Here is a 24699-nt window from a genome sequence, read left to right as displayed (position 1 = left end):
AGAACAGACCAGGCAGGAATTGCCTTGTGTGAATACAGACATAACGGAATAGAAAACATAACACATAACTGCAATGCAAAAAATGCAAAGACTATTGGGCAGCATGCTCATTATCATCAGTCTCGTCTTGGCAGCTCCGGCAGATGCCGCCGCACAAGACAAGGCGACAGCGGCGGCAAAACCGGCTGCCGTGGAAAAGACAAGACAAAAACCGGCTGCCGCGAAATCAAAAACCGCTGCGGATAATGAAAATGGTGCTGCGTCGGCTGCGGCATCAGAAGCTGCACCTGCCGCCGCACCGAAAGCTGCCGCCAATGCCCCTGCCGACAGTCTCGGTGCCGACGACACACAGGCTGAGGCTACCGACACGGCAGATATGGCTGCCGATCTGGAAGGCATCGACGACGAAGAGCCGCTGAGCTTCCATCAGGTGCTCAAAACCAAGTTCATCGAGGGTTCGGCAGGATTCATGTCGCTCGTGGCACTGGCTCTCGTGCTCGGACTCGCCTTCTGTGTGGAGAGAATAATATTCCTCACGCTCAGTGAGATAGACGCCAAGAAAATGATGGCAGACATCGACGGGGCGCTCTCAAATGGCGACCTGCAGGCGGCACAGAAGATGTGTGAGCAGGAGCGTGGTCCTGTGGCATCCATCTGCCGCAAGGCACTCGCCCGCATCGCCGAACCGATAGACAATATCGAGCGGGGCATATCAAGCTACGGTTCCGTAGAGGCTGCAAACATGGAGAAGGGATGCTCATGGATAAAACTCTTCATCGCCATCGCACCGTCGCTCGGATTCCTCGGCACCGTGATAGGAATGGTGATGGCATTCGAGCAGATACAAGACGCCGGCGACATCAGTCCTACCATCGTGGCATCGGGAATGAAGGTGGCGCTCATCACCACCATCTTCGGAATCATCGCGGCGCTCGTGCTCCAGGTGTTCTACAACTACATCGTTTCCAAGATAGACCATATCACTGCCGATATGGAGGAGTCGGCGATAAAGCTCCTCGACTCCATCGGCAAATACAAGAACCAGAAAGGCTGACATGCAGCAGAAAGAAAAACAAGACAATAACGCTATGGGTATGAAAAAGAGAAAGCTCAAGGCATGGCAGATGTCCACCCGTCTGCTCTATGCCATGATAGGCGTGACGGCAGTGGTCTTCGCGCTTTTCTATCTCGTGGGCTACGATATGCCATACGTGTTCGACCCCGACTACAATGCTCCGCTGCTCACCGACATCGTGCTCATTTTCATCTATCTGATGGTGGTGGGGGCTGTGGGAGTGCTGGTCTTCTCGCTGTATAAAGCGGCGAAAATCCGGTCTGCCGAGAAGGTGGTCAACGGCATTCCCGTGGCCAGGATAAAGCGCTGGTCGGCAATGGCGTTCGTGGCAATGCTCGTGCTGGCATACGTGGCAGGGTCGGCAGATCCGCTGTCTGTAAACGGCAAGACCTTCAGCGATGCCATGTGGCTCAAGGTTGCCGACATGTTCATATACACCGTATTCGCCATGCTCCTCGCTGCCGTAGTGGCAGTGGCGGTTTCGGTAGGCGGATCGGCAATGAGGAGGAAAAACAGGAAAAAGGAGGAAAAGTGATAAGACAGAAAAGGTTTTCAATGAATTTCCGACGCGGCAAGCGTGAGGTGCCGGGGCTGAACACCACTTCCACCGCCGACATCTCGTTCATCCTGCTCGTCTTCTTCCTCGTCATCTCGTCGATGGATTCCACCAAGGGTGTCTTCAAGCAGCTGCCGCCCGAAGACAAGGCGAAGACGGAGGAGGTGACGGAGATGGACCGCCGCAACGTGATGGATATCAGCATCTGGGGCGAGGGCGACGTGAGAGTAGACGGCAAGCCTGTCGACGTGAGGCGCCTGCAGGGAATGGTGGAGAAATTCGTTGCCGGCTGTCCCGACCGCGCCACACACGTGGTGAGCATCAAGATGCTCCCCACATCCAAATACGATGATTATTTCCACGTTCAGGATGCCGTAAGCTCGGCATACACCTCAATCCGAAACTCTGCCGCGATGGGCATCTACCACAAGCGGTATGTGGAATGCGAACAGTATGAGCGCAAGAAGATAGACAAGCTCTATCCGCAGCGTGTGATGGAAAACCTGAACGAGGAGAGCGGTCAGGATGCGGCAGACAAAGAATAACCCCCAACCTGGCTGATGACCGATTTGAGGAACTAAAAACAGAATAGGAGACAACAGAATATGTTTATACGCAAACGCCGCAGCGTGCCGGAACTGAACACGGCATCGCTGCCCGACCTTATCTTCACGGTGCTGTTCTTCTTCATCATCGTAACCCACATGCGACAGGACGAGGTGAAGGTGAGATATCGTGTGCCTGAGGGCAGACAGCTCACGAAGATGAAGAAGAAGGCTGGCGTGACCCATGTGTATATCGGAAAGCCTGTAGACGGCAGGCAGGAGGGCTACCGCATACAGGTGGACAACAAGGTGGTGGCAATAGACCAGCTCGTGGACTATCTCGCGGAGTCGCGCTCCGGCATGTCGCCCGACGAGGCCCAGGAGATGACCGTGGCGCTCTCTGCCGACAAGGATGTAGACATGAAGACCATGATGGAGGTGAAGCAGGCGCTGCGACGGGCAAACGCCCTGAAGGTGACGTTCATCGGAACCAGGATAAACAAGTCAACGTCTGCCCCTACAAAAAAATGAATGAGTCTCAGTCATATCAGTAGTTATGACACCTGACTTTGACAAAATGTGTACCCTCAAAATAACATTCCCTCATTTTCAATAACTTAGCAAAAATAACAATGAAAAAAGGGTGACGCATAGTCAAAGTCAGGAAAAGGGTGTGTCAAAGTTTTTCTTTTGATACGCCCTCGTTCTTGATTTGCAATTGTTCGCTATTTCTCATTAAGTGACGGTGAAATCATACCAAGTTGTTTTTTTTCGTCACTTATACGATTTTCCACATCACAAAAACAATAATCCGCATAGTTCTTTCCTTTGTTCTTTACCTTTGCGGCATATTTACGAATTCTAAAAAATATAATCTAAAAACAATTAAAAAGTAAAATTATGAAAAGAATGATGAGTCATTTATTCCATGTGGCTCTGATGCTTTTGGCTTTTACCTTTGCGAATCCTGTTATCAGCCATGCGCAACAGACAGCTGTTGCGTCATGGGTGTTCTCGGAGGGATGGGAAAGCTCAAGCAGCGGAACTGTTGTGACCTACACTCCGGATGGCAGCGGATGGCAGGCGATAAGCAATACCGCATGGAAAAGTAAACAACCGGTGTTTCTGCCGAACACATGTTCTGGAGTACAGACCAACTATAAGCTTTCGCTGAAGACAAGTGACGGCAAGTGGGAGGTAAAGCAAAGTAAGGACAGCTATGTCTTGCGTCTGAACACAGCTTCGATAGATAAATTTACACAAAAGGAAAACTATGGTGATGCCTCAACACATGACCAATATTTCGAAGTGAATTTCCCTACTGTAAACCTGAACAACGTGAAACTTAATTTCGCTATAGGCGACGGCTCAAGCAGCTCCACACATTTTGGTGTGGCGTATTCCGTTGATGGAGGGACGACATGGACAACACTTGATGACTATGTCAGCGGCAGTCATTGGAATACATATAATGATGCTGTTTACTCTCTTGATGCCGACAATAAGGAGAATGTCATAGTGAGACTCTTTATTGTCAGTGCCACGAAGAATAGCAATTACAATCTGAAATATGTAAAGGTGCTTGCTGACGACCATGAAGCACCGGCATTCGTATCAAGCCGTCCAAAGGATAATGAGGATAATGTCGTGACAACAGGAACCATTGCTTTGAACTTTGACGAGAGTGTGCATGTGGCGGATGGGGCAGAGGCAACGCTTACGAATGCAAATACAAACAGTGTTGTCAAGCTTGCTCCAACAGTAAACGGCAATGTAATTCGTTTCAGCTATTCTGCTCTTGACAAAAGTGCGATGTATAACTTTGAGCTACCGGCAAATACAGTAAGTGACCTTTCTGGAAATGTGCTTGCGAAAGCCTTGACGTTCAGTTTCATCACCGCCGATACCGATCCGATACCTGCTCCTACAATAGAAAGCAAGAATCATTTGTGGTACAACAAGCCAGCAGGCTATTGGGAAGAAGCTCTACCGTTGGGAAACGGTCGTCTTGGTGTTATGCACTCCGGTAGTGTCGCATGCGATACGCTCCAGCTCAACGAAGATACATTCTGGGACCAGGGACCGAACACGAACTATAATGCAAATGCTTTTGGAGTACTCGGAGAAGTACAGCAAGGCATCTTCAATAAAGATTATGCTTCGGTACAGAATCTTGCAGTTACGAACTGGATGTCGCAAGGCTCGCATGGAGCAAGTTATCGTGCAGCAGGTGTTGTCTTGCTTGGCTTCCCGGGACAGCGTTTCGATGATATGGAAAGTGCACAGACTTCGGATGCTGTTGATGCACAAGGCTATGTTCGCTATCTTGATATGAATACTGCAACAAGCAATGTGGAGTATCATGTGAAAGGTGTAGGGTATAAGCGTACAGTATTCACTTCTTTCAAGGATAATGTCACAGTGGTGCGTCTTGAAGCGGACCAGACAGGTAAACTCGACTTCAATGTGGCTTATGCCGGTTGTAATAAGTCGAATATAGAGAAGCTCACGTCTAACGTCCTCTATGACGATCATACTGTCAAGGCAACGATGGGACCGGCACGTGACAAGTGTGAGAATGTGGAAAACAAGCTCAACCTTTGTACTTATCTGCGTATTGTGGACACTGACGGCGCTATTACAAACGACAATGTCAATATCTATGCTCAGGGAACAGTGGGAGCCGCTACAAATGCTCCGCGTCTTAATGTGACAGGTGCTACATACGCTACAATCATTATTTCGCAAGCCACTAATTTCAAGAAATATGATGATGTAAGCGGTGATGCAAGTGCATCAGCTCTTGCCTATCTGGAAGCTTACGAGAACAGCAAGAAAGATTATGTTACAACGCTTTCGGATCATGAATCTGTCTACAGGGCACAGTTTGACCGTGTGGACCTGACTCTTGCAGGTAATGCTACACAGGAGTCCAAGAACACGGAACAGCGTATAAAGGAGTTCCATAAGACTTCTGATCCTCAGTTGGCAGCCAACTACTTCCAGTTTGGACGTTACCTGCTCATATCTTCTTCACAACCAGGCACACAGCCAGCTAATCTGCAGGGTATCTGGAATCCTGATGCGCGTCAGTATCCGGCTTGGGATTCGAAATACACATCAAATATCAATGTTGAGATGAACTACTGGCCTGCAGAAGTCACAAATCTTGCAGAATGCCATGAGCCGTTTGTCGAGATGATCAAGGATGTAAGTGTTACAGGTGCGGAAACAGCTCAGAAGATGTATGGCGCACGTGGATGGGCTTTACATCATAATACAGATATTTGGCGTACGACAGGTGCGGTAGACAATGGCACCGTAGGAGTATGGCCTACATGTAACGCATGGTTCTGCTCTCACCTTTGGGAGCGTTATCTCTTCTCTGGCGACAAGACATATCTTGCAGAGGTCTATCCTATAATGAAGGGAGCGGCAGAATTCTTCCAGGATTTTCTTGTGAAGGATCCGAATACAGGGTATATGGTTGTTTGTCCGAGCAACTCACCGGAGAATCATCCTGGTATAGGCTCTTATACCAAGTCTGACGGTAATACTGCAAACATTGCCCTTTTCGGAGGAGTTGCCATGGATAACGAGATGGTCTATGACTTGTTGAAGAATACAGCTCTTGCAGCTCGTGCTCTTGGTGAGGATGCGGATTTCGCAGATGCTCTTGATGCTCTGAAGGCACAGATTACTCCATGGAAGATTGGTAAATACGGACAGGTACAGGAATGGCAGGAAGACTGGGATCGAGAGAATTCGTCTCATCGTCATCTGTCTCATCTCTGGGGCGCTTATCCTGGCAATCAGGTTTCTCCATACGAAAACGCTACACTTTATCAGGCAGTACACAAGAGTCTTGTCGGACGTGGCGATGCTGCCCGCGGATGGTCGATGGGATGGAAGGAAGCCATGTGGGCACGTATGCTTGATGGAGACCATGCCATGAAGATTCTTAAGAACCAGCTTGTCCTGCTCGACCCTAATGTGACAATCGCTTCTTCCGACGGCGGCTCGTATGCAAATATGTTTGATGCCCATCCTCCATTCCAGATTGACGGAAACTTCGGAGCTACTGCAGCTATAGCAGAGATGCTTGTGCAGTCACATGCCGGCTTCTTGCATGTTCTTCCTGCATTGCCTACGGAATGGAAAGCCGGTGGCGAAGTGAAAGGACTGTGTGCCCGTGGCGGATTTGTGGTGACAGATATGAAATGGGTTGACGGCAAGATAGAGAAGCTTGCAGTGAAGTCTACTGTCGGCGGAAACTTACGTCTGCGTACTGCAACACCATTGACAAAAGCCGATGGTACAGCTCTTTCTGTAGCAGAAGGCAATAATACCAATTCTTTGATGCAGCCTTACGGCATGCCGGAGCCTATAGTCAAGGATGCAAGTAAGATTCCTGCCACTACGCTTCCGGATACTTATCTCTATGATATTCCAACTAATGCAGGTGAGGAGATAACGCTTGTTGGAGGCCTTGCTGCTATTGTTCCTGTATCAGGTCTTTCCAGAGAGTCTGAAAAAGATAATGCTATATATAATCTTAACGGTCAGCGTATTGGAGAAGGTTATCATGGCGTAGTTGTCGCTAAGGGAAAGAAATATGTTAAATAGCAAATAATTCTTTGTTGAATAATATTAGTGAGGGGAGAATGCGTTGACATTCTCCCTTTCCTTTTGTATTAATGATTAAAAGTGTTATCTTTGCAAGTGCTAATGACTAATCGTTACTTGTAATGAGGCTTATTTCGGATAATATAATGAATGTAAAAAGGATGTTGCTCTCCTTCCTGTTGACGTTGCTTACCGGTATTTCGCTTGCTGGAAATACGGAAGTGCAAATAACTCATTTCTCTGAAAAGGATGGCTTGCCCCAAAGTGTGTTTACTGGGATTATTCAGGATTCAAAGGGGTATATCTGGATTAGCTCGTGGAACGGTCTTTGCCGCTATGATGGCTATTCCTTCTTCCACTATAAGGCACGGCAAGGTGACAATTGCCCTTTGCCAAACAACCGTATCTTGTCTATTAGTGAGACAAAAGACGGGAATATCCTGTGTAAGTTTCATGAAAACAAGTTCTTTCTTTTCAAATGCAATGAAAAACGCTTTGTCGCATTGCCTGACAGAGTGAAGAGTCAGGCAGATCGTTTCAGACCGACAGCCCAACAGAAATCCATGATTGGCTGTCTGCCTGAATATAAGGATATAGAAACACGTATTTTGTATAAAGACCGTCAAGGCGGCTATTGGGTGTTCACTCATAGCGGACTTGACCGTGTTGTCTTTAACAAGAAGCGTTTGTCACCTGTTAAAAGGAGCAGTGAAGGCGAAGAGTTTATACGCTGTATTTTCCAATATGGAGCCGATGACATCTTTGTTGCCGATAAAAACGGAGTTATCTGTGTCTGGGACAAAGTCGGAAATACTAAAGGATACTTATGTGGTAACGGCTCAATATCTAAGTTGCGTCATCCGTTTGGTGCAAATGCCTATTGTATGTTTAGGGACTCACATGGGTATTTGTGGATAGGCACAAAGCCAAACGGACTGTTCAGACTGATGCCATTAAAAGATGGCGGCTTTAAAGTCAAGGCGTTTTTCAAAGGAAAGGATAATAAGTATGGTATAAACAACAATAGTGTTTATTCGGTGTTGGAAGACAAGTTCGGGCGTATTCTTGTCGGAACATACGGAGGAGGACTGAATGTGATAGTTAATCCTTGGAGCGAAACCCCGCAATTCATCCATTGTGACAATGGTCTTGACCGTTATCCTGTTGAGGCTAAGTTCATTCATGATATGCTGCTTGTTCCTGACGGTAGCCTTCTGCTTGCCACTAATGACGGATTGTTTGCAACAAAGATTCAGCGTGGTATTCATGGTTTTCGCTTCTTGCAGAACAAACGGGTGCCGTCGGATGTGGAGTCGCTCGGCAACAACCAGGTGATGAGTCTGTTGCGTAGTAAGGATGGTAAGATATATGTTGCAACGTATGGAGGAGGGTTGAATGTCGTAAGTTCTGGAAATCTGTTCAGCGACAAGATACGTTTCCGTGCCTACACGATGGATAATGGTATGTCAACCGACATCGTGCTTGCTCTTTACGAAGACAAGAAAGGTTTGATATGGGCAGTGTCGGAACATGGACTTATGTCTTTCAATCCACGTAATGATACTTTTACGAATTATATAGAGGGGACGTTCACTAAAGGCTTTTCTTTTTCCGAATGTCCTCCACTTGGCATAAACACTGGCAAGACAACACTTTTCGGCACTACGCAAGGTGTGCTTGCCGTAGATGAGAATGTTTTGGGCAAGAGTCGTTACGTGCCGAAGATTGTGTTTGATATGCCTGACAGTATATCTCTGTCGCCGGAAGAAAAATCACTTAACGTATCGTTTGCGGCAATCGACTATAATAAGACGGAGCCTATACAATATGCCTACATGCTTGAAGACGTAGACAAGAAGTGGCTTTATACAAAGGACAATCATATAAATCTTTCAAATATTCCGGCAGGGACATTCCGTTTGAGGGTGCGTTCCACTAATGGTGACGGGGTCTGGGTAGACAATGAAGCCTGCATTATAATCCATCGTACGCCATACTTTAACGAACGTCCAGTGGCATGGATGCTGTATGGCGGATTGGTGCTTGCGTTTATATTCCTTTTAGTGAAAGTAATCTGCTATATCCGTAGTCTTGAGAAGGAGATAAGGATTCTCAGACTTTCCAAAGAAGAAAAGATGGAATATATAAAGGTGCGTTTAGGTGATATGATAGAGGGAGACGCCCAGCCGGCGTTGCCTGCTGCAATTGATGGCAGTGTTTACGGTATCGGTTCTGTATCCAGTTCTGATGGGACCGGTTCCGACAATGCTTTTAAGGAAAAGGTGGAAACGTTTATGCAGAAGCATTATTCCGATTCCGAGCTGAATGTGGGAATGTTCTCTTGTGAGATGGGATTGAGCCGTTCGTTGCTTTATATACAGATGAAGAAGGTGTATGGATGCACACCTAATATATATATGCAGAACTATCGTCTTGAGAAAGCTTACGGTATGCTGATAAACGATAAAGGACTGAATGTGTCGGAAATAGCCTATCGTTGTGGCTTTACCGATCCGAAGTATTTTAGTCGATGTTTCAAAAAGGCTGAGGGGTGTACGCCTACAGAGTTTAGGGAGAGACATCAGTTGACGGAATAGTGTCTGTCATATAGTGTTGGACTTATAATAACCCCCAAACGGCCTAAGGACCGTTTGGGGTTTATAAATTCTTGTTTTTGTACATCTCAGCCTGTTGCTGGATGAGTGCAGCATCGTCGAAGTAGTTTATCTTCATTGCTTCGCGCACCTCATGCAAGGTTTGTGCTGCAGTTTCGCGGGCGGCAAGACCTCGGAGTCGCAGATCGTACTAGGTCTCTTGGTTAGTCGTGATGGCTATCCATTGTCATATTGTATTTTCAATGGCAGTCAATATGAGGGATACACAATGCTTCCTATCATTGATGATTTCATACAACGTTTCTCTTTGGACGATTTTGTGGTGGTGGCAAAAGTGGAGATTATGCCTCCGAAAAATAGAAAAATTCAAAAAGGGTGACGCATAGTCAAAGTCAGGAAGATAAACAAGTCAACGTCTGCCCCTACAAAAAAATGAATGAGTCTCAGTCATATCAGTAGTTATGACAGAGACTCATTCTCTATTTCCCCAATCCGGCCTGACGACCGACGATTTGATATAAATAGTTTCTGATTTATTCTATGTTCATCTCATTGGTGTCGTCCACATCGTCGTCCTCTTCAGCGGGAGCGTCCACGATAGGCAGCTGGCGGCAGAAAGCCGAGTTGAACGAGATGATGGTCTCGCTGCGCGACAATCCGAGCGGCTGCAGGTTGTCATGGATGATGTTGAGCAGATGATGGTTGTTAAGGGCGTATATCTTCATGAACATATCGTAGTCACCGGTGGTGTAGTGGCATTCCACGATTTCCGGAATGCGCTTCAGCTTCTCCACCACTTCGTCGAAGTTCTCCGGATGCTTCAGGTTGATGCCGATGAAGGCACACGTCTCATATCCTATTTTCTCAGGGTCGATGTTGAATTTCGAACCCTTCAGCACGCCTTGGTTGCTGAGTTTCTGAATGCGCTGGTGAATAGCGGCTCCGCTCACGTTGCAGACTCTTGCCACCTCGAGGAACGGCATTCTTGCGTCTTCCGCGATGAGTTTGAGAATCTTCTTGTCCAAAGAATCTAAATTATGATGTGCCATGTTTTGTTATGATGTTTGTGGATAATTGTTATGTTATATTCTTTCGTTTGTTTTCTTGCTCCTTTATGATGTCTTTTCCCGTAACTTCCATGTGGGGATTATTGTACCATAAAACCATCGGTTGACAATGACCGACGCAGTTTGCTAAACCGTGCAAAGATATATTTTTTTGAAGTAACCTGCAATAGTTTGTAATCAGAAAATGCAGTTTCCTTTTAATTTTTTATCCTTGTCTGGTAATTCAAAAATAAATCATTCTCCTTCTTCTGATTTCTATCGTGCCCATACGCATATCTGCACTATAATCCAAATTTGTCGTTTTTAGAAAGGGAATGAGCGTTTTTCAAAATATAATTTATAACTTTTGAGCTAAAATTCAAAATGGCAGTTTGAACTTCAGGCGATATTCTATCTGCAAATACTTGCTTGAGCCTGTGGTTGACTATGCAATTATATAAAAAATGGGCAAGACGCGTGCCTAACTGGGGCAAGGTGCTTTCTCAACTGGGGCAAGGTGCTTGCCCTATGTGGGCACGCATGCTGTCCATTTTTTATCTTAAGCCCAAATGATGAAAAGCAGACTGCCCTATACGCTCACCTGTGCTGCGATATGCGGCCATGGGTCGTAGCCTTCGAGCTGGAAGTCCTCGAATCTGAAGCTGAAGAGGTCTTTCACATCCGGGTTCAGCTTCATCTGGGGCAGAGGTCTCGGAGTGCGGGTCAGCTGCAGCCTTGCCTGTTCGATGTGGTTGAGATAGAGGTGAGTGTCGCCGGTGGTATGGATGAAGTCGCCCGGCTTGAGTCCTGTCACCTGTGCCACCATGAGCAGCAGCAGGGCATAAGAGGCGATGTTGAACGGCACTCCGAGGAAAGTGTCGGCGCTGCGCTGGTATAGCTGCAGCGAGAGTTTGCCGTCGGCAACATAAAACTGGAAGAAGCAGTGGCAAGGCGGCAGTTTCATGTCGTCGATGTCGGCCACGTTCCATGCGCTCACAATCATCCGTCGGGAGTCAGGAGTGTTTTTTATCTGTTCCACCACCTTCTTTATCTGGTCAATCGGTTCACCGTTGTGTCCCGGCCACGAGCGCCACTGATGTCCGTAGATAGGACCCAGTTCGCCGTTTTCGTCGGCCCATTCGTTCCAGATGCGCACACCGTGGTCTTGCAGGTATTTCACGTTGGTGTCGCCCTGCAGGAACCACAGCAGTTCGTAAATTATCGACTTGAGGTGTAGCTTCTTTGTGGTGAGCAGTGGGAATCCCTTGCTCATGTCGAAACGCATCTGATTGCCGAAGATGCTTATTGTTCCCGTTCCCGTGCGGTCGGACTTCTTCGTGCCCTCTGTCAGGATGCGGTCGAGGAGGTTCAAGTATTGTTGCATAAGTTCTTATTTCATGTTTTAAAAGATTCAATATCCCAGTTCTTCGCCCACTATCACTACGATATGTCTGCCTGTGGGATGCGAGTTCCGCATTATCTGTATGTAGTTGCAGATGGAGTCAGGCGATTTGCAGTCGTGACACGTGCCGTCGTGTTTGCATGGCGTGTTGAGGTCGGCGAATCGCATCATGTTTACAGGTGCCGCCAGACTGCGGGCGCGCGATATGGCAGCCTCCAGGTTCTGCGCCACCTTGTTGATGCCCACCACCAGAATCACGTGTTTCGGACCGAATGTTATAGCCGCCACACGGTTGCCGTTGCCGTCGATGTTCACTATCTCGCCGTCTTCCGACATGGCGTTGACGCTCGACAGATAGTAGTCGGCATAGAAGGCGCGGCGGTAGATTTCCTGTGCCGCCTCGCGGTCTGGCGCCAGGTCGCGGTCCCAGATGTCGAGCCCCTCCTTGTTGTGTAGCGCCCTGGTGAGTCCCATGTCGCGGATAGTCATCGATCCGCCCCATGTCACGGAGCTTCCTTCGGGAATCATCCCGGTAATCTTCTCCACAGCCTCCTGTGCCGTGTGGCAGAAGAATGCTTCGTAGTGTCGCTGCTTCAGGTTGCCCACCAGCTTTTCGGCGAGCAATGCGTTTCTCTTTTCCTTTGGTGTCATGATATGCAGAGTTGTTATTATGGATTTTCATCAAGGATGATGCCTGTATGGATCTACGTCGGTGATTTTCGGTCTTTCAGGTCCCGGATAAGGCTTGCTGTAGTATAGCGAATATTTGCCGTCGGTCCATATCTTCTGGTATTTCCTTATGAGCGAGAGTTCCTCCATGATATGCTTGTAGCCATCAGGGAGATTCTCCTCGTCGAGCAGCACGTATGGCAGTTCTTTGGTATGCTTCCATGCCACTTTGATGTAGCGGTCGTTCATGCGGTCGGTGCTGTATACCGTGGAGTACACCGCCCACGGCTTGCAATCCAATATCGAAACGGCAGGCAGCGAGAACGAGCATATCATATAGCTGCCCTGGCGGATGTGGGGTTTCACCTCCCGGATGAGATAGTTATACATGTCGGCGTTCTCCTTTGTGGTGAGGATGCCGCGGGTCAGCTGACTGTCCACGGTGTAGCGGCATGCTATGCGGTTGCCCTCTTCCATCTGCTTGTGGGTGAGGTTGAAGAACAGCAGGCCGGCACCCAGCACCCCTATCATACACATGGCGGCACGTCTCTCCAGCTGTTCCTTCTTGGGCATCAGTTCCTCAAACAATACATACATCACGAGGGGCAGGGTGAGGAAACACGTCTCCTTGCCATAGAACGACGGTTCGGCATTGCTTCCCACCGGCATCACGAATGGCAGGAACAGGCTGATCATCACGAGATGGGCGAGCGGAGGGTATACGCCACGGATGAAGAACACCCCCACGCCGCCTATCAGACATAGAGCCATGGTGATGTTTGAGGGGAAGAACGAGAAGTTCATCATTACGAGCGTGAGCACTATGGCTACAGCAACCAGCGTTATCCTCATTATCCTTCTGGTCTGCTTCATTCCGGCCACGATGATAATCCAGAACAGCATGATGTATCCGGCATTAGCCACCACCTCGGTGTAGAGGTCGTACATGCTGCGCATCACGTAGAGCATGCCGTGGGTGTCGCTCTTGTCGGAGGAGATGCCGGCGATGTCGTTGAAGGTCAGTGCGAACACGTTGTCGAGACCTTGGCAGAGCAGCACGACATATCCCAGCAGTCCGCCGAAGCACATACCGATATAGAAGAATGTTGCGCCGTTTGACGGACTGTGTCCGTTGTTCCATTTCTTGGATATGAGCATGGCGCAGAGAGGGAGACAGATGTATGTGATGTTGACGATGCGGAAATATACCGCCACTCCAGCCAGCACACCGCCCATCATTATTATCCACTGGTTGTCTCTGTCGGCTCCGCCATGATAGCATAGGATGCTGAGCAGGAGCAGCAGGGCAGAATAGTCGTTATAGTTTATCTCCGTGTAGCTGCCGTAGTGGGCAAGCGTGGCGATGAGCAGTCCGGTGATGATGCTCCTTGTGGATATGTATTGCCGCAGATATAGATACACCACGGTCTGGGTGACAAGCACATAAACCAGATGCAGCACCCTGAGCCCCAGGAAAGAGTTGATGGAGAATATTTTGCAGAGAGCCGATGTTACGTCGTAGGTGAGAATCCACTGTCCGAGGAAGTATGAAGCGTATGGGTCGCTCGTGAAATGCTGGTATCCCGACATATACATTCCGATGTCGAGATAGGAGAGACCTTGGAACATCTGCACTCCCAGAAACAGTGCCGCAAAGAGCAGATAGATGGAGAAGGCCTTGTGTGATGACAGATTTATCATGATATGATGGATTAGGGTGTTACAGATATGATATTACTGATATGGTGTTACTGATATGGTGGATTATAGTGTTACATTTTTTATTTTTTTGCCGCCGGATAAAAAGGCGGGTTGTTTTGTATTGCCACTGAGTGGTATGGTGTATGGCCTTGTCTTGCCGCCGGTGAGGTCAGACACGGAAATCGTTTATCAACCGTATTATTCTCTCCACATCGTCTTCAGTCATGGTCTGGTTGCAGGGCAGACTCAGTTCCTCGTTGTGGATTAGTTCCGTGACGGGCAGTCCGCCGTCGGGCAAAACCAGACAGCCCTTGCAGTCAGCCTTCAGCCCGACAGCATCAGTTGTTATCCCTGCATTATCAGCCGTCATCCCTGCATTATGATTTGTCACCCCTGCATCATCTGCAGATGCCGGCGAGGCATAGCAATTCTGCCGGTGGGGCGGAATGGGGTAGTGTATCATCGTCTGCACGCCGTTGCTGAGGAGATATTCCTGCAGGGCATTGCGCTTTTCGGATAGGATGGGGAAGATGTGGAAGACACTGTTGGAATGGAAATCCGGCGAAGGCACTCTTACCAGAGGATTGTTTATGCCCTCAATCAACCGTAGCGCCACTTGGCGGCGCCGCCCGTTGTCGGTGTTGAGATGGCGCAGCTTCACGTCGAGCACGGCAGCCTGCACCTCGTCTAACCGGGAGTTGCGGCCACAGTGGTCGAACACGTATTTGCGTGACGAACCATAGTTGCCCAGCGACCGTATCATCTCCGCCAGCATGTCGTCGTTGCAGGTTACGGCTCCCGCATCGCCCAACGCTCCGAGATTCTTGCCCGGATAGAAACTGTGGCCTGCGGCATCGCCCAGACCTCCCGTGCGTCTGCCGTAGAGGGGATTGTCGGTGGCAGTCTCCCGATACAGGCATCCGTGAGCTTGGGCATTGTCTTCTATCAGTTTCAGGTGATGCTTGCGGCAGATGTCACCGATGTGGTCGGTATAGGCACATCTGCCGTAGAGATGCACTATCATTATCGCCTTGGTGCGCGGTGTTATGGCTTGTTCTATCAGCGAATCGTCAATCTGCAGAGTGTCGAGGCGCGGTTCCACGAGCACCGCCTTCAGACCATTCTCCGTTATGGCGAGGATGGATGCCACAAAGGTGTTGGCAGGCACTATCACTTCGTCGCCGTCATTCATCACTCCCATTTCTTTGTATGCACGGAATATCAGCGTCAGCGCGTCGAGTCCGTTGCCGCAGCCTATGGCGTGACGGGTGCCGATATATCGGGCATAGTCGTTTTCAAACCGTTCAGTCTCCTTGCCGTGCAGATACCATCCGCCAGCCACCACGCCGGCAACTGCCTGCTGTATCTCGTCAGCATGCTGGGCTGTTATGTCTTTTAGGTCTAAGTATTTTATCATGAGAATGAAGTGATGATTATTATTGTTTGCTTTCGAAACTGTATTTCAGCGTCACCCCGCATCCGATGCTCTCCTTGAATTCGCAGAGACCGAAATTTGGCACTCCGCATTCCGTGGATATGCCGATGTCGAGGATGCGCAGTCCGGCGTCGTGGTAATGCTTGAACACGCAGTAGGTGATCATGTTCATGGGGCGCAGGGCGGAATATTCTCTTATGTCACCCCAGTATACCACCTGGGCAATGTTTCTGGAAACCCGGAACACTTGAGCCGCAGCCACGTCGTTGCCGCCATGTTCGAGCACGAAGAAATCGGCGCTTACCACTCTGCTCACCGTCTGCCACACCTGTTCGAGAGTCATTCTGAGCGGAAAGCCGCGTTCCTCCCTGTTGCGGCGGATAACGTTGTAGGCACGCTCCACATCGCTCCTCTTGCCGCTGTCGAGCTTCACGAAGCAGAAGTCCTGCCGCAAGGCACGGTTGAGGTTCTTTTTGGCATTGCGTTCCATGTGGCAGGAGTAGTCGTCCATGCGGCTGAGGTCGAAGTGATAGTTCAGGTCCACCCACCTCGTTGACAGGTGCGAAGACAGGATGTTGGTCCATTTCGACAGCAGCGTAGTGTCGTAGACCAGTGCCGGCGGCGTGATGATGAGTTTCTTTCCCATCCGGCAGGCATAGTCGGCAACCAGTCTTGCAGCCTCGTCCATATAGTCGAGTCTCAGCGTGTCGCACTGTGTGAATCCGCCGAAAGGAGCAGAGAAAGGCGATGCCAGCGAGTCGGCACGCTCACCGAGGATGATGCCGAAACGCGGTTTTGTATCGCCGATGGAGAGATATCTTATCCGTTCCACCTTCTCTCTGTTCAGTTCGCAGAAGGCAACGCTGTTGTAGACATACTCAGAGGGGTATGTCTTGTCGTATTCTTCAGCCGACAGTTCCTTTATCTCCATACACATAGCCTTATCTTCATACACATTGTGTGATGTCACGTTAATCAGTCTTTTACTCCCTTGTATTTCAGGAATTCCTCGTAGTCGTAGATATAGTCCTCTGGTTCATAAACCTCTGATGCAAGCACGAGGCATACGGCTCCAGAAGAGAAATCGTCGAGCGTTCGCCAGATGCCCGTCTCTATCACCAGTCCCTGGTATGGGTGGTTGAGCAGGAAAGTGCGGCGCTCCGTGCCGTCGTCGAGGGTAACAGTGAAGCTGCCGCTGAGAGCTATTATCAGCTGCTTCAGCTTCTTGTGTGCGTGTCCGCCACGGCTTTCGCCTCCCGGCACGTCGTAAACCCAGTATGCCCTCGATATCTTGAACGGTATCTGGTTGTATTCCTCCACCACGGATAGATTTCCGCGGCGGTCCTCAATCTTGGGGATGTCGATAATCTTTGCTTCAGAAACTTTCATTATTGTATGTTTTTTAGTTGACGAGTTGACGAGCAGGCAAGTTTGCAAGCCAGACGATCTGGCAAGGTCCATTTTGTGTTTCTATAGGAAACGGCAGGTTTGCTTAGCGGGTTGTCGGCGGTCAGTCAGGTCCACATCTATTTCTCCATATACGGGTCAGTTCCGAGCACTGTGGCAGCCAGACGCTTAGCCTTGTCGCGGAGCGGAGTAGTATCGTCGTCCTTGTCGCCATAACACAACACTACACCCATGCGTCTGCCCACCAGCTGATGCTCTTTGCCGAAGATGCGCAGACGGGTATAGTCTTCGCTTACGGCGTCGGTCATATTGTATGCCGGTGCATCGTCGGTTTCCTCCTTGCCGAGAACCACGGCGCTCGCTCCGGCATGCTCCAGATGGATGGCAGGTATTGGCAATCCCATAACGGCACGGAAGTGGAGTTCAAACTCGTTCAGGTTCAGGGTGTGTCCCAAGGTCACCATTCCTGTGTCGTGAGGACGCGGAGAGAGTTCGGAGAATATCACTTCACCCTGTTTCGTAAGGAAGAATTCCACTCCCCAGATGCCGGCGCCGGTGAGAGCCGCAGTGACCTTTGCTGCCATGTCTTCAGCCTTTTTCAGTTCGTCGGCAGGCAGACAGAACGGTTGCCAGCTCTCTCTGTAGTCGCCGCCTTTCTGCACGTGGCCGATAGGAGGGCAGAACAGGGTGGGACCGTTCTTCTGTGTCACGGTGAGCAGCGTGAACTCACTGTCGAAATGTATGAACTCCTCGATGATTATCTCCTTCACGTCGCCGCGGCTGCCTTCCATGGCTGCGTTGAAAGCCATCTCCAGTTCATCGGCGCTCTTCACGATGCTTTGTCCGTGGCCAGACGACGACATCAGCGGCTTTACTACGCATGGGAAACCGATTTCCTTTGAGTGAGCCTTCAGTTCATCGAGAGTCTTGGCGTAGAAATACTTCGCCGTGCGCAGTCCCAGTTCTTTGGCTGCCAGATCGCGGATAGCCTTGCGGTTCATGGTGTAGTTCACCGCCTTGGCGCTCGGCACCACTTGTATGCCATTGCTCTCATAGTCGAAGAGTCTCTCAGTGCGTATCGCTTCTATCTCAGGCACGATGATATCCGGTTTGTGTCTGTCCACTACGTTGTCGAGGGCTTTGCCGTCGAGCATGTTGAACACTTCTGCTTCGTCTGCCACCTGCATGGCAGGGGCATTAGGATAGCGGTCGCAGGCTATGACATACTGTCCTGCACGTTTTGCTGCGATTACAAACTCTTTTCCAAGTTCTCCGGATCCTAATAATAGTATCTTCTTCATTTTTTTTATCTTCTTTGGGTTTGTGTGAAATTTTCGGGGATTGTCAGTCATGTCCTTTCCTTTCCCCTTCTTTTATAGCCGTCTTGCCGTCCGGTTGTTGTGACCGGTCGCCGTTTTGCGGTGATGTTATGACAGTGCATTGGTTCTTCGTCTTTATGACAGAACGTTTGTCGGTCGTCGTTGTGACCGGTCAGCTTATCTGTTGCCGTACATCTGTTCGTAATATTTCTGGTAGTCGCCGCTTGTCACTTCGGCAATCCAGTCCTGGTGTTCGAGGTTCCATTTGATGGTCTTCACGATGCCGTCGGCAAACATCGTTTCCGGATACCATCCCAGTTCCTCCTTTATCTTGGTAGGGTCGATGGCGTAGCGCTGGTCGTGGCCCAGTCTGTCGGCAACGAATGTGATGAGTTCGTCGTTTATCCAGCTGATGTCGATGTCGCCGTTGGCGTCCTTCACCTGTTTCTTCAGTATGTTGCGCAGGTTCTTGTCGGCAGCCATCATGTCGTGGATTGTCTTGATGGTGAGTTTCACGATGTTGATGTTTGTCATCTCGTTGTGGCCGCCCACATTATATACCTCACCTTCGCGTCCCTGGCGCACCACGAGGTCGATTGCCTTGCAGTGGTCTTCAACGTAGAGCCAGTCGCGCACGTTGTCGCCCTTGCCATATACCGGGAGTTTCTTTCCCTCCAGGATGTTGTTGATGATCAGCGGAATGAGCTTTTCAGGGAAGTGGTATGGTCCGTAGTTGTTAGAGCATCTTGTGATAGAGGTCGGCATGTGGTAGGTGTCGTGGTATGCCATCACTATCATGTCGGCACTTGTCTTAGAAGCACTGTAGGGGCTGTGAGGACAGAGAGGCGTCTTCTCGGTGAAGAATCCGTCTTTGCCAAGCGAACCATACACCTCGTCGGTGCTCACCTGATGGTAGCGCTTGCCAGTCTTCCAGGTGGGGTATCCTGAGGCATCCTTTCCCGTCACCCAAGCACGGCGTGCCGCGTCGAGCAGGTTCTGTGTGCCTAAGATGTTTGTTTCGAGGAAGAGCTGCGGGTTCTCGATAGAGCGGTCCACATGGCTCTCGGCAGCGAAGTTCACCACATAGTCTATATCGTATTCAGTGAAGAGCCTGTCGGCAAGTTCGCGGTCGCGGATGTCGCCGCGCACGAAGATGCAACGGTCGTTGTCGATGTCATCCTTTATAGTTCCGAGATTTCCTGCGTATGTAAGCAGGTCGAGCACTATCACCTTTATTTCTTCATTCTTGTATTTGCGGTGAAGCAGATACTTGATGTAGTTGGCGCCGATGAAACCGGCAGCTCCTGTTACTAAATAGGTTTTCATGTTATGTTTTTTTTGTTGTTTTTTTTCTTTGAGTGGGCTGGATTTTCTAGTTCTTCTAGACCTTCTAGACCTTCTAGACCTTCTAGACCTTCTGGCTTTTCTAGTCTTTCTAGACTTTCTAGACATTCTAGCTTTTCTAGTTTTTTCTAGATATAGATTATCCGGCTGTGTTTTCAGCCAGTTTATGCCAGAGTTATCACTTCGCAGTCTTTGAATTTGTTGCCGTCGATGGTGAGCCTCACTATGGTGCGCTCCTTGTGCCATCCCTGCAGACCTGCCGCACCGGGATTGATGTGGAGCAGACCGAGCGTCTTGTCGTATTTCACTTTCAGAATATGACTGTGGCCGCTGATGAAAAGTTGAGGCGGCATGGCGTAGATTTGCGAGCGTATGCTGCTGTCGTAGTTGCCGGGATAGCCGCCGATATGCTTCATCAGCACGTCAACGTCTTCGCATTTGAACCTCAGCTTCTCTTTATACATCAGCCTCAGGTCACCGCCGTCGCAGTTGCCGCATACCGCCCTGAAGGTTCTGAATTCAGCAAGTCTCTCAGCCACCTCTGTCGAACCGATGTCGCCGGCATGCCATATTTCGTCGCAGGGATCGAAATACTTTAGATATTTGTCGTCCCAATATCCGTGGGTGTCGCTTATTATTCCTATCTTTTTCACTTCCTGCCCCTCATCCTATGTGTAGCACCTTCTCGATGAACTCCTTGATATAAGCCTCCGTGCCTTCGATTCCGAGCAGTGAGGTGTTTACACACAAGTCATACGACGAGCTGTCGCCCCATTTCTTTCCCGTATAATAATTATAATATGTGGAACGTGATTTCTCCCCGTTCTCTATAATCTTCAGTGCCTCATCCTCTTGGCATTCCTTGCGCTTGCGGATTTCGCTGATGCGGTCTTCTATTGATGCCGTGATAAAGATGTTCACCACATTCTCGTAGTCTCTGAGCACATAGTCGGCGCATCTGCCCACGAAGACACACGACCCCTCGTCGGCCAATTTGCGTATCGTATCGCTCTGCATCTTGAAGAGTCCCTCTTGCGAGAAGTCGTTGTCGTAGAAGCTGCCGTCGCCAACGAATGGCGTGTGCATGTGAAACAGCGAATGGAAGAAACCCTTCTGTTCGTCGTTCTGCTCGAAGAATTTCTCACAGAATCCACTCTCTTTTGCTGCTATGGTGAGCAGCTCCCTGTCGTAGAACCCACATTTGAAGTCGTCGGCAAGCATCTTGGCTATTATGCGTCCGCCGCTGCCGATCTGTCGTCCCACGTTTATTATAATGTTCTTTTTTATATTATCCATGTCTTCTATGCGTTTTTATATTATCCATGTCTTCAATGCTTTTCGTTTGCCATTGATAAATTATGTTGTTTCTTGAATTTCTTCATGTATGTATACATCATCACCACAGCCACTATCTCCGCTATGGTGTCGGAGATAGGCATCGACAACCACACACCGTCGACTCCCATGAACTTGGGCAGTATGAGCAGCATGGGGAAAAGGAACAGCATCTGTCTCGACAGCGAGAGGAACATGCTTATCTTTGCCTTTCCGATGCTTTGGAAGAAGTTTGTTATCACCATCTGCGATCCCACGAGCATGAATGCCGCCATCATTATCCTCAGTCCGTTTACAGAGAGGTCGATGAGCTGCTGGTCGGTGGTGAAGAGTCGTGCGCAAGGCCCGGGTATCAGTTCAGCCACGAGGAATCCAATCGTTGTGATTACCGTTCCGGCTATTGTGGCGAGGCTGAGCACACGCATCAGTCTGTCGAGCTTCTGCGCTCCGTAGTTGTATCCGGCTATGGGCTGCATACCCTGTGTCAGTCCCATGTTCACCATCACGAAGATGAAGCACACCTTGTTGGCTATGCCGTAGGCACCCACGGCGAGGTCGCCGCTATACATGAGCAGTCCCTTGTTGATGAATATCACCACGATACACGCACACACGTTCATCGAGAACGGTGAGAGTCCGATGGCGAGTATGTTTTTCACGATTGCCTTCTTCAGTCCGTATATTCCGCGTTTCAGATGCAGCAGTTCGTTCTTGTTGCTGAATATGCGCATCTGCCATACCAGTGCCAGCATCTGCGAGAGGATTGTGGCATAGGCTGCACCCTGTATTCCCATGTTCAGTGGATAGATGAATATAGGGTCGAGTATGGTGTTGAGCACCACGGTGAATATCGTGGTATACATTGCCTGGCGCGGTTTTCCGGATGCTCTGAGCACGCCGTTCATTCCGAAATACATGTGTGAGAACACATTTCCGAGCAGCACTATCACCATATAGTCTCTGGCGTAGGGCAGTGTCTGTTCGCTTGCGCCGAAGAAATAAAGAATCGGGTCGAGAAACAGCAGCGACACGATGCTGAATGCCAGTCCGATAATGAGGTTGAGCGTCACAGCATTTCCCAATACCCTCTGTGCCGTGTTGTAGTCTTTCTGTCCGAGTTTCACCGAGATGCATGTTGATGCTCCCAAACCAACGCCAGCTCCGAAAGCCGCTCCCAAGTTCATGAACGGGAAGGTGAGCGCCAATCCGCTGATGGCTATCGGTCCCACACCCTGTCCGATGAATATGCTGTCCACCATATTATACAGCGACGATGCCGTCATCGCGATTATGGCAGGCAGTGAATATTGCATGAGCAGTTTGCCCACAGGCTTGTTGCCTAATTCTAATGTTGCTTTGTTGTTCATTGTCTTCTTTTGATTGTTGTAATGTCATGAAGTCATCCCATGATTCATTCCCGTAATGGGGGAGAACATCATTAAGCTCCAACTGGTCATTATGCCGTCAGATGCAGATGACCCGATTTGGGTCGGGCAGCATTCCTTGTTGTTCCGTTGCTTGCTGTCCCGTCATTCAATCAGGAAGATGTCTTCGTTGCCATTGGCGTCTGTGTCGTCTTCTTTCTCTTTAGGCTTCGGCGGATTCTTCAGCTGTCCGTTTTCATCGAACATGCCGTAGGTGGTTCTCAGCACGATGAATTCCGTTCTTCTGTTCAACTGGTTGCAGATTTCCTGTTTCTCCTTGTCGAGTTTCTTTATGAATTCCTCGGTGAGCACGTCGCCCTCTTTGAGCCATGTGTATTTCTCGGTGAGTTTCTTCCTTATCGTCTTAGGCTTCATCTTGCCGTATCCCACAGGCGTGAGCCTCTTGGCACTCACACCCTTGGCGATGAGATATCTCACCACGCTTTCAGCCCTTCGCTGCGACAGTTTCTTGTTGTAGGCCTCGCTGCCCTTGTAGTCGCAGTGTGCGCTCAGCTCTATCGTCACGTTTGGGTTCTCCTGCAGCAGTTTCACGAGTTCGTCGAGAGCCGTTTCCGATTCCTTGCGCAGCGATGACTTGTCGAAGTCGTAGAAGATGTTGTCGATGAGCACCGGCACACGGATTGATGCCAGCGGGAACTGCAGCACGTGGTCTTCCGACTCCGCAGTGGGCTTGACGCTAATCTCCTCTTTGTGGTTCAGGAATCCCTTGCAGGTGGCGAGCAGCACGTAGTCCACTCCCGGTTCCACCACTTCGGTGAACGATCCGTCGCCTTTCACGCTGAGCTTTTTGTTCGTGCCGTCGTTGCCCACGAGATACACCTGTGCGTCGGGCAGTTCATATCCTTCCATCTCATACACCCATCCCGTGACGGTCTGTATTATTTCCGGTTTCTCAAAGCTGTAGATATGGTCCCAGCCGCGTCCGTCGCCTCTGTTTGACGAGAAGAATCCCCTGTTGTGTGCTCCCTCGAAAGTCATTCCGAAGTCGTCGCCCTGGGAGTTCAGCGGATATCCCGGATGTTCCAGTATGATTTTCTTTCCGCTCTTGTCCGTCTTGGCGATGAAGATGTCGAGACCGCCCAGACCCGGATGTCCGTTGCTTGAGAAATACAGGTCACCGTTTGGTCGGAATGTAGGAAACATCTCGTCTCCCGCCGTGTTGATGGGCTCGCCCAGATTTTCCACTCCTCCCAGTCCTGCCGCCGTGATTCTCACTCTCCAGATGTCGAGTCCGCCCTTTCCTCCCGGCATGTCGGAAGTGAAGTAGAGCCATTCTCCGTCCGGCGACACTGCGGGGTGGGCGAAGCTCGACAGCGTGTCGCGTGTTATCTCCAGCTTCGTTGCCTTTCCCCATGCCGCGTCAGCACGGTTTGATGTGGCTATCGTGGCATATCTGGGGTAGGAGGGGTCGCTCACGCATTGGGTGAGATACATCACCCTCTGGTCTGGCGAGAAGCAGCATGCACCCTCGTCAAACTCTGTGTTGAGTCCCGATGTGATGGTCTGCGGCCGTCCCCATTTTCCTTTGTCGTCTTTCTGCGAATAGAAGATGTCGCCGTTTTTCGTTCCCGTTATTCCGCTCAGTTCGTCGCCCTCCGCCTCGTTGCGTGTAGAGGTGAAGAACAGCTGTTCATACTGGTCTCCGCAGAACATCGGCGAGAAGTCGGCACGTCGTGAATTGAATATGTCCATCTTCTTCACTATATATCTCGATCCCGCATCCTTTGCAGCCTTTGCCGTGCGTGCCGACTGCAGTCCGTCTTTCGCCAGCTGGTTGTCTGGCATGGAGTCGAGCACCAGGAGGAATTCCTTCTCCGCCTCCTTGTAGTTGGCGTCTTTTAGCAGCGCACGTGCGAAATCGAGATGCGTCTGCAGACTGTCGGCGCCGTATCTGATGGCGTTGCGGTAGGCGGCGATAGCCTTCCCGTTGGAGTTTATGCGGTTGTAGCAGTATGCCATGCGCATGGCATAGAGACCCCTTGCCGTCCTGTCCTTGGGTTTCGATTTGGAGTATGCCTGTTTGTATTGGGCCGCAGCGTCGAAGTATTCGCCAAGAGCGAGAAATTTCTCACCCTTCTTGAAGTTGCGGTCGGCGCCACAGGAGGCGAGAACAGCCACGAGAACAGCCAATGCCGCCCACATCCTCAATCCCGGATAGTGATGAGGCTGACGGGGCATT

Annotated in this window: 19 protein-coding genes and 2 pseudogenes; 7 read left to right on the top strand and 14 right to left on the bottom strand. The window is 49.8% G+C overall.

Translation table 11 applies throughout. The features are described from left to right. Positions 1-82: 82 nt before the first annotated feature. From ACDC99_RS07720 to ACDC99_RS07695, 6 genes are all read left to right on the top strand, one after another. Positions 83-1054, top strand: a complete 972-nt coding sequence (locus ACDC99_RS07720) for a MotA/TolQ/ExbB proton channel family protein (RefSeq protein ID WP_370756497.1) — start codon at positions 83-85, stop codon at positions 1052-1054. 40 nt (positions 1055-1094) lie between these two features. Next, positions 1095-1610, top strand: coding sequence for a hypothetical protein (locus tag ACDC99_RS07715; protein WP_156136936.1), 516 nt, complete (start codon positions 1095-1097; stop codon positions 1608-1610). Positions 1611-1630: 20 nt separating this feature from the next. Beyond that, the gene (locus ACDC99_RS07710) at positions 1631-2176 is read left to right on the top strand and encodes an ExbD/TolR family protein (RefSeq protein WP_042519949.1); all 546 of its coding nucleotides are present in this window, start codon (positions 1631-1633) and stop codon (positions 2174-2176) included. Positions 2177-2236: 60 nt separating this feature from the next. Next, positions 2237-2707, top strand: a complete 471-nt coding sequence (locus ACDC99_RS07705; protein WP_370756496.1) for an ExbD/TolR family protein — start codon at positions 2237-2239, stop codon at positions 2705-2707. Positions 2708-3085: 378 nt separating this feature from the next. Then, a complete protein-coding gene (locus ACDC99_RS07700) occupies positions 3086-6802 on the top strand; it encodes a glycosyl hydrolase family 95 catalytic domain-containing protein (RefSeq protein WP_287074910.1) in 3717 nt (1238 codons plus the stop codon). Between the two features lie 146 nt (positions 6803-6948). Beyond that, complete coding sequence (locus ACDC99_RS07695; RefSeq protein ID WP_288745284.1) at positions 6949-9399, top strand: two-component regulator propeller domain-containing protein; 2451 nt, start codon at positions 6949-6951, stop codon at positions 9397-9399. 61 nt (positions 9400-9460) lie between these two features. Here ACDC99_RS07695 and ACDC99_RS07690 read toward each other — a convergent pair. Beyond that, a pseudogene (locus tag ACDC99_RS07690) lies at positions 9461-9586 on the bottom strand (tryptophan--tRNA ligase); the annotation flags it as partial. Between ACDC99_RS07690 and ACDC99_RS13115 the strand changes: the two are divergent. Next, positions 9581-9775 (top strand): annotated as a pseudogene (locus tag ACDC99_RS13115) (IS1634 family transposase); the annotation flags it as partial. The pseudogenes ACDC99_RS07690 and ACDC99_RS13115 overlap by 6 nt on opposite strands. A 175-nt stretch (positions 9776-9950) precedes the next feature. On the opposite strand, the gene ACDC99_RS07685 reads toward ACDC99_RS13115, so the two are convergent. From ACDC99_RS07685 to porE, 13 genes are all read right to left on the bottom strand, one after another. After that, positions 9951-10466 (bottom strand): Lrp/AsnC family transcriptional regulator, encoded by a 516-nt coding sequence (locus ACDC99_RS07685; protein ID WP_370756495.1) that lies wholly within the window; start codon positions 10464-10466, stop codon positions 9951-9953. Between the two features lie 586 nt (positions 10467-11052). Further along, positions 11053-11847 (bottom strand): thymidylate synthase, encoded by a 795-nt coding sequence (locus ACDC99_RS07680; protein ID WP_370756494.1) that lies wholly within the window; start codon positions 11845-11847, stop codon positions 11053-11055. Positions 11848-11874: 27 nt separating this feature from the next. Continuing rightward, complete coding sequence (locus ACDC99_RS07675; protein ID WP_278839624.1) at positions 11875-12516, bottom strand: lactate utilization protein; 642 nt, start codon at positions 12514-12516, stop codon at positions 11875-11877. Between the two features lie 30 nt (positions 12517-12546). Continuing rightward, complete coding sequence (locus tag ACDC99_RS07670; protein ID WP_370756493.1) at positions 12547-14235, bottom strand: glycosyltransferase family 39 protein; 1689 nt, start codon at positions 14233-14235, stop codon at positions 12547-12549. A 169-nt stretch (positions 14236-14404) separates the two neighbouring features. After that, the gene (locus ACDC99_RS07665) at positions 14405-15652 is read right to left on the bottom strand and encodes a DegT/DnrJ/EryC1/StrS family aminotransferase (RefSeq protein ID WP_370756492.1); all 1248 of its coding nucleotides are present in this window, start codon (positions 15650-15652) and stop codon (positions 14405-14407) included. Positions 15653-15671: 19 nt separating this feature from the next. After that, positions 15672-16640 (bottom strand): GNAT family N-acetyltransferase, encoded by a 969-nt coding sequence (locus tag ACDC99_RS07660; RefSeq protein WP_156136937.1) that lies wholly within the window; start codon positions 16638-16640, stop codon positions 15672-15674. Between the two features lie 5 nt (positions 16641-16645). Next, positions 16646-17059, bottom strand: a complete 414-nt coding sequence (locus ACDC99_RS07655; RefSeq protein WP_022317541.1) for a sugar 3,4-ketoisomerase — start codon at positions 17057-17059, stop codon at positions 16646-16648. Positions 17060-17196: 137 nt separating this feature from the next. Continuing rightward, positions 17197-18378, bottom strand: a complete 1182-nt coding sequence (gene purT, locus ACDC99_RS07650; RefSeq protein WP_287074895.1) for a formate-dependent phosphoribosylglycinamide formyltransferase — start codon at positions 18376-18378, stop codon at positions 17197-17199. A 195-nt stretch (positions 18379-18573) separates the two neighbouring features. After that, positions 18574-19722, bottom strand: a complete 1149-nt coding sequence (rfbB, locus tag ACDC99_RS07645) for a dTDP-glucose 4,6-dehydratase (RefSeq protein WP_042519959.1) — start codon at positions 19720-19722, stop codon at positions 18574-18576. Positions 19723-19904: 182 nt separating this feature from the next. Then, positions 19905-20393 (bottom strand): metallophosphoesterase family protein, encoded by a 489-nt coding sequence (locus ACDC99_RS07640; RefSeq protein ID WP_370756491.1) that lies wholly within the window; start codon positions 20391-20393, stop codon positions 19905-19907. 10 nt (positions 20394-20403) lie between these two features. Next, positions 20404-21036, bottom strand: a complete 633-nt coding sequence (locus ACDC99_RS07635) for a cytidylate kinase-like family protein (RefSeq protein ID WP_288309730.1) — start codon at positions 21034-21036, stop codon at positions 20404-20406. 32 nt (positions 21037-21068) lie between these two features. Continuing rightward, positions 21069-22442 carry an MATE family efflux transporter gene (locus ACDC99_RS07630; protein ID WP_370756490.1) on the bottom strand — a complete coding sequence of 458 codons (1374 nt, stop codon included), beginning with the start codon at positions 22440-22442 and terminating at the stop codon, positions 21069-21071. Between the two features lie 162 nt (positions 22443-22604). Beyond that, on the bottom strand, positions 22605-24662 hold the full coding sequence (gene porE / locus ACDC99_RS07625) for a PorE family type IX secretion system protein (RefSeq protein ID WP_370756919.1): 2058 nt from the start codon (positions 24660-24662) through the stop codon (positions 22605-22607). Between the last annotated feature and the right edge of the window lie 37 nt (positions 24663-24699).

It is taken from the genome of Prevotella pectinovora (genome assembly GCF_041323955.1).
In the GTDB taxonomy this organism is placed as follows: Bacteria; Bacteroidota; Bacteroidia; order Bacteroidales; family Bacteroidaceae; genus Prevotella; species Prevotella pectinovora.
The sequence above is the reverse complement of the archived record's forward strand: the minus strand, read 5'-3'. Positions and strand labels throughout refer to the sequence as shown.

Coding starts and splice junctions, on each gene's coding strand:
- ACDC99_RS07720 (WP_370756497.1), top strand. CDS start 83: ATGCAAAGACTATTGGGCAGCATGCTCATTATCATCAGTCTCGTCTTG.
- ACDC99_RS07715 (WP_156136936.1), top strand. CDS start 1,095: ATGAAAAAGAGAAAGCTCAAGGCATGGCAGATGTCCACCCGTCTGCTC.
- ACDC99_RS07710 (WP_042519949.1), top strand. CDS start 1,631: ATGAATTTCCGACGCGGCAAGCGTGAGGTGCCGGGGCTGAACACCACT.
- ACDC99_RS07705 (WP_370756496.1), top strand. CDS start 2,237: ATGTTTATACGCAAACGCCGCAGCGTGCCGGAACTGAACACGGCATCG.
- ACDC99_RS07700 (WP_287074910.1), top strand. CDS start 3,086: ATGATGAGTCATTTATTCCATGTGGCTCTGATGCTTTTGGCTTTTACC.
- ACDC99_RS07695 (WP_288745284.1), top strand. CDS start 6,949: ATGAATGTAAAAAGGATGTTGCTCTCCTTCCTGTTGACGTTGCTTACC.
- ACDC99_RS07685 (WP_370756495.1), bottom strand. CDS start 10,466: ATGGCACATCATAATTTAGATTCTTTGGACAAGAAGATTCTCAAACTC.
- ACDC99_RS07680 (WP_370756494.1), bottom strand. CDS start 11,847: ATGCAACAATACTTGAACCTCCTCGACCGCATCCTGACAGAGGGCACG.
- ACDC99_RS07675 (WP_278839624.1), bottom strand. CDS start 12,516: ATGACACCAAAGGAAAAGAGAAACGCATTGCTCGCCGAAAAGCTGGTG.
- ACDC99_RS07670 (WP_370756493.1), bottom strand. CDS start 14,235: ATGATAAATCTGTCATCACACAAGGCCTTCTCCATCTATCTGCTCTTT.
- ACDC99_RS07665 (WP_370756492.1), bottom strand. CDS start 15,652: ATGATAAAATACTTAGACCTAAAAGACATAACAGCCCAGCATGCTGAC.
- ACDC99_RS07655 (WP_022317541.1), bottom strand. CDS start 17,059: ATGAAAGTTTCTGAAGCAAAGATTATCGACATCCCCAAGATTGAGGAC.
- purT (WP_287074895.1), bottom strand. CDS start 18,378: ATGAAGAAGATACTATTATTAGGATCCGGAGAACTTGGAAAAGAGTTT.
- rfbB (WP_042519959.1), bottom strand. CDS start 19,722: ATGAAAACCTATTTAGTAACAGGAGCTGCCGGTTTCATCGGCGCCAAC.
- ACDC99_RS07635 (WP_288309730.1), bottom strand. CDS start 21,036: ATGGATAATATAAAAAAGAACATTATAATAAACGTGGGACGACAGATC.
- ACDC99_RS07630 (WP_370756490.1), bottom strand. CDS start 22,442: ATGAACAACAAAGCAACATTAGAATTAGGCAACAAGCCTGTGGGCAAA.
- porE (WP_370756919.1), bottom strand. CDS start 24,662: ATGTGGGCGGCATTGGCTGTTCTCGTGGCTGTTCTCGCCTCCTGTGGC.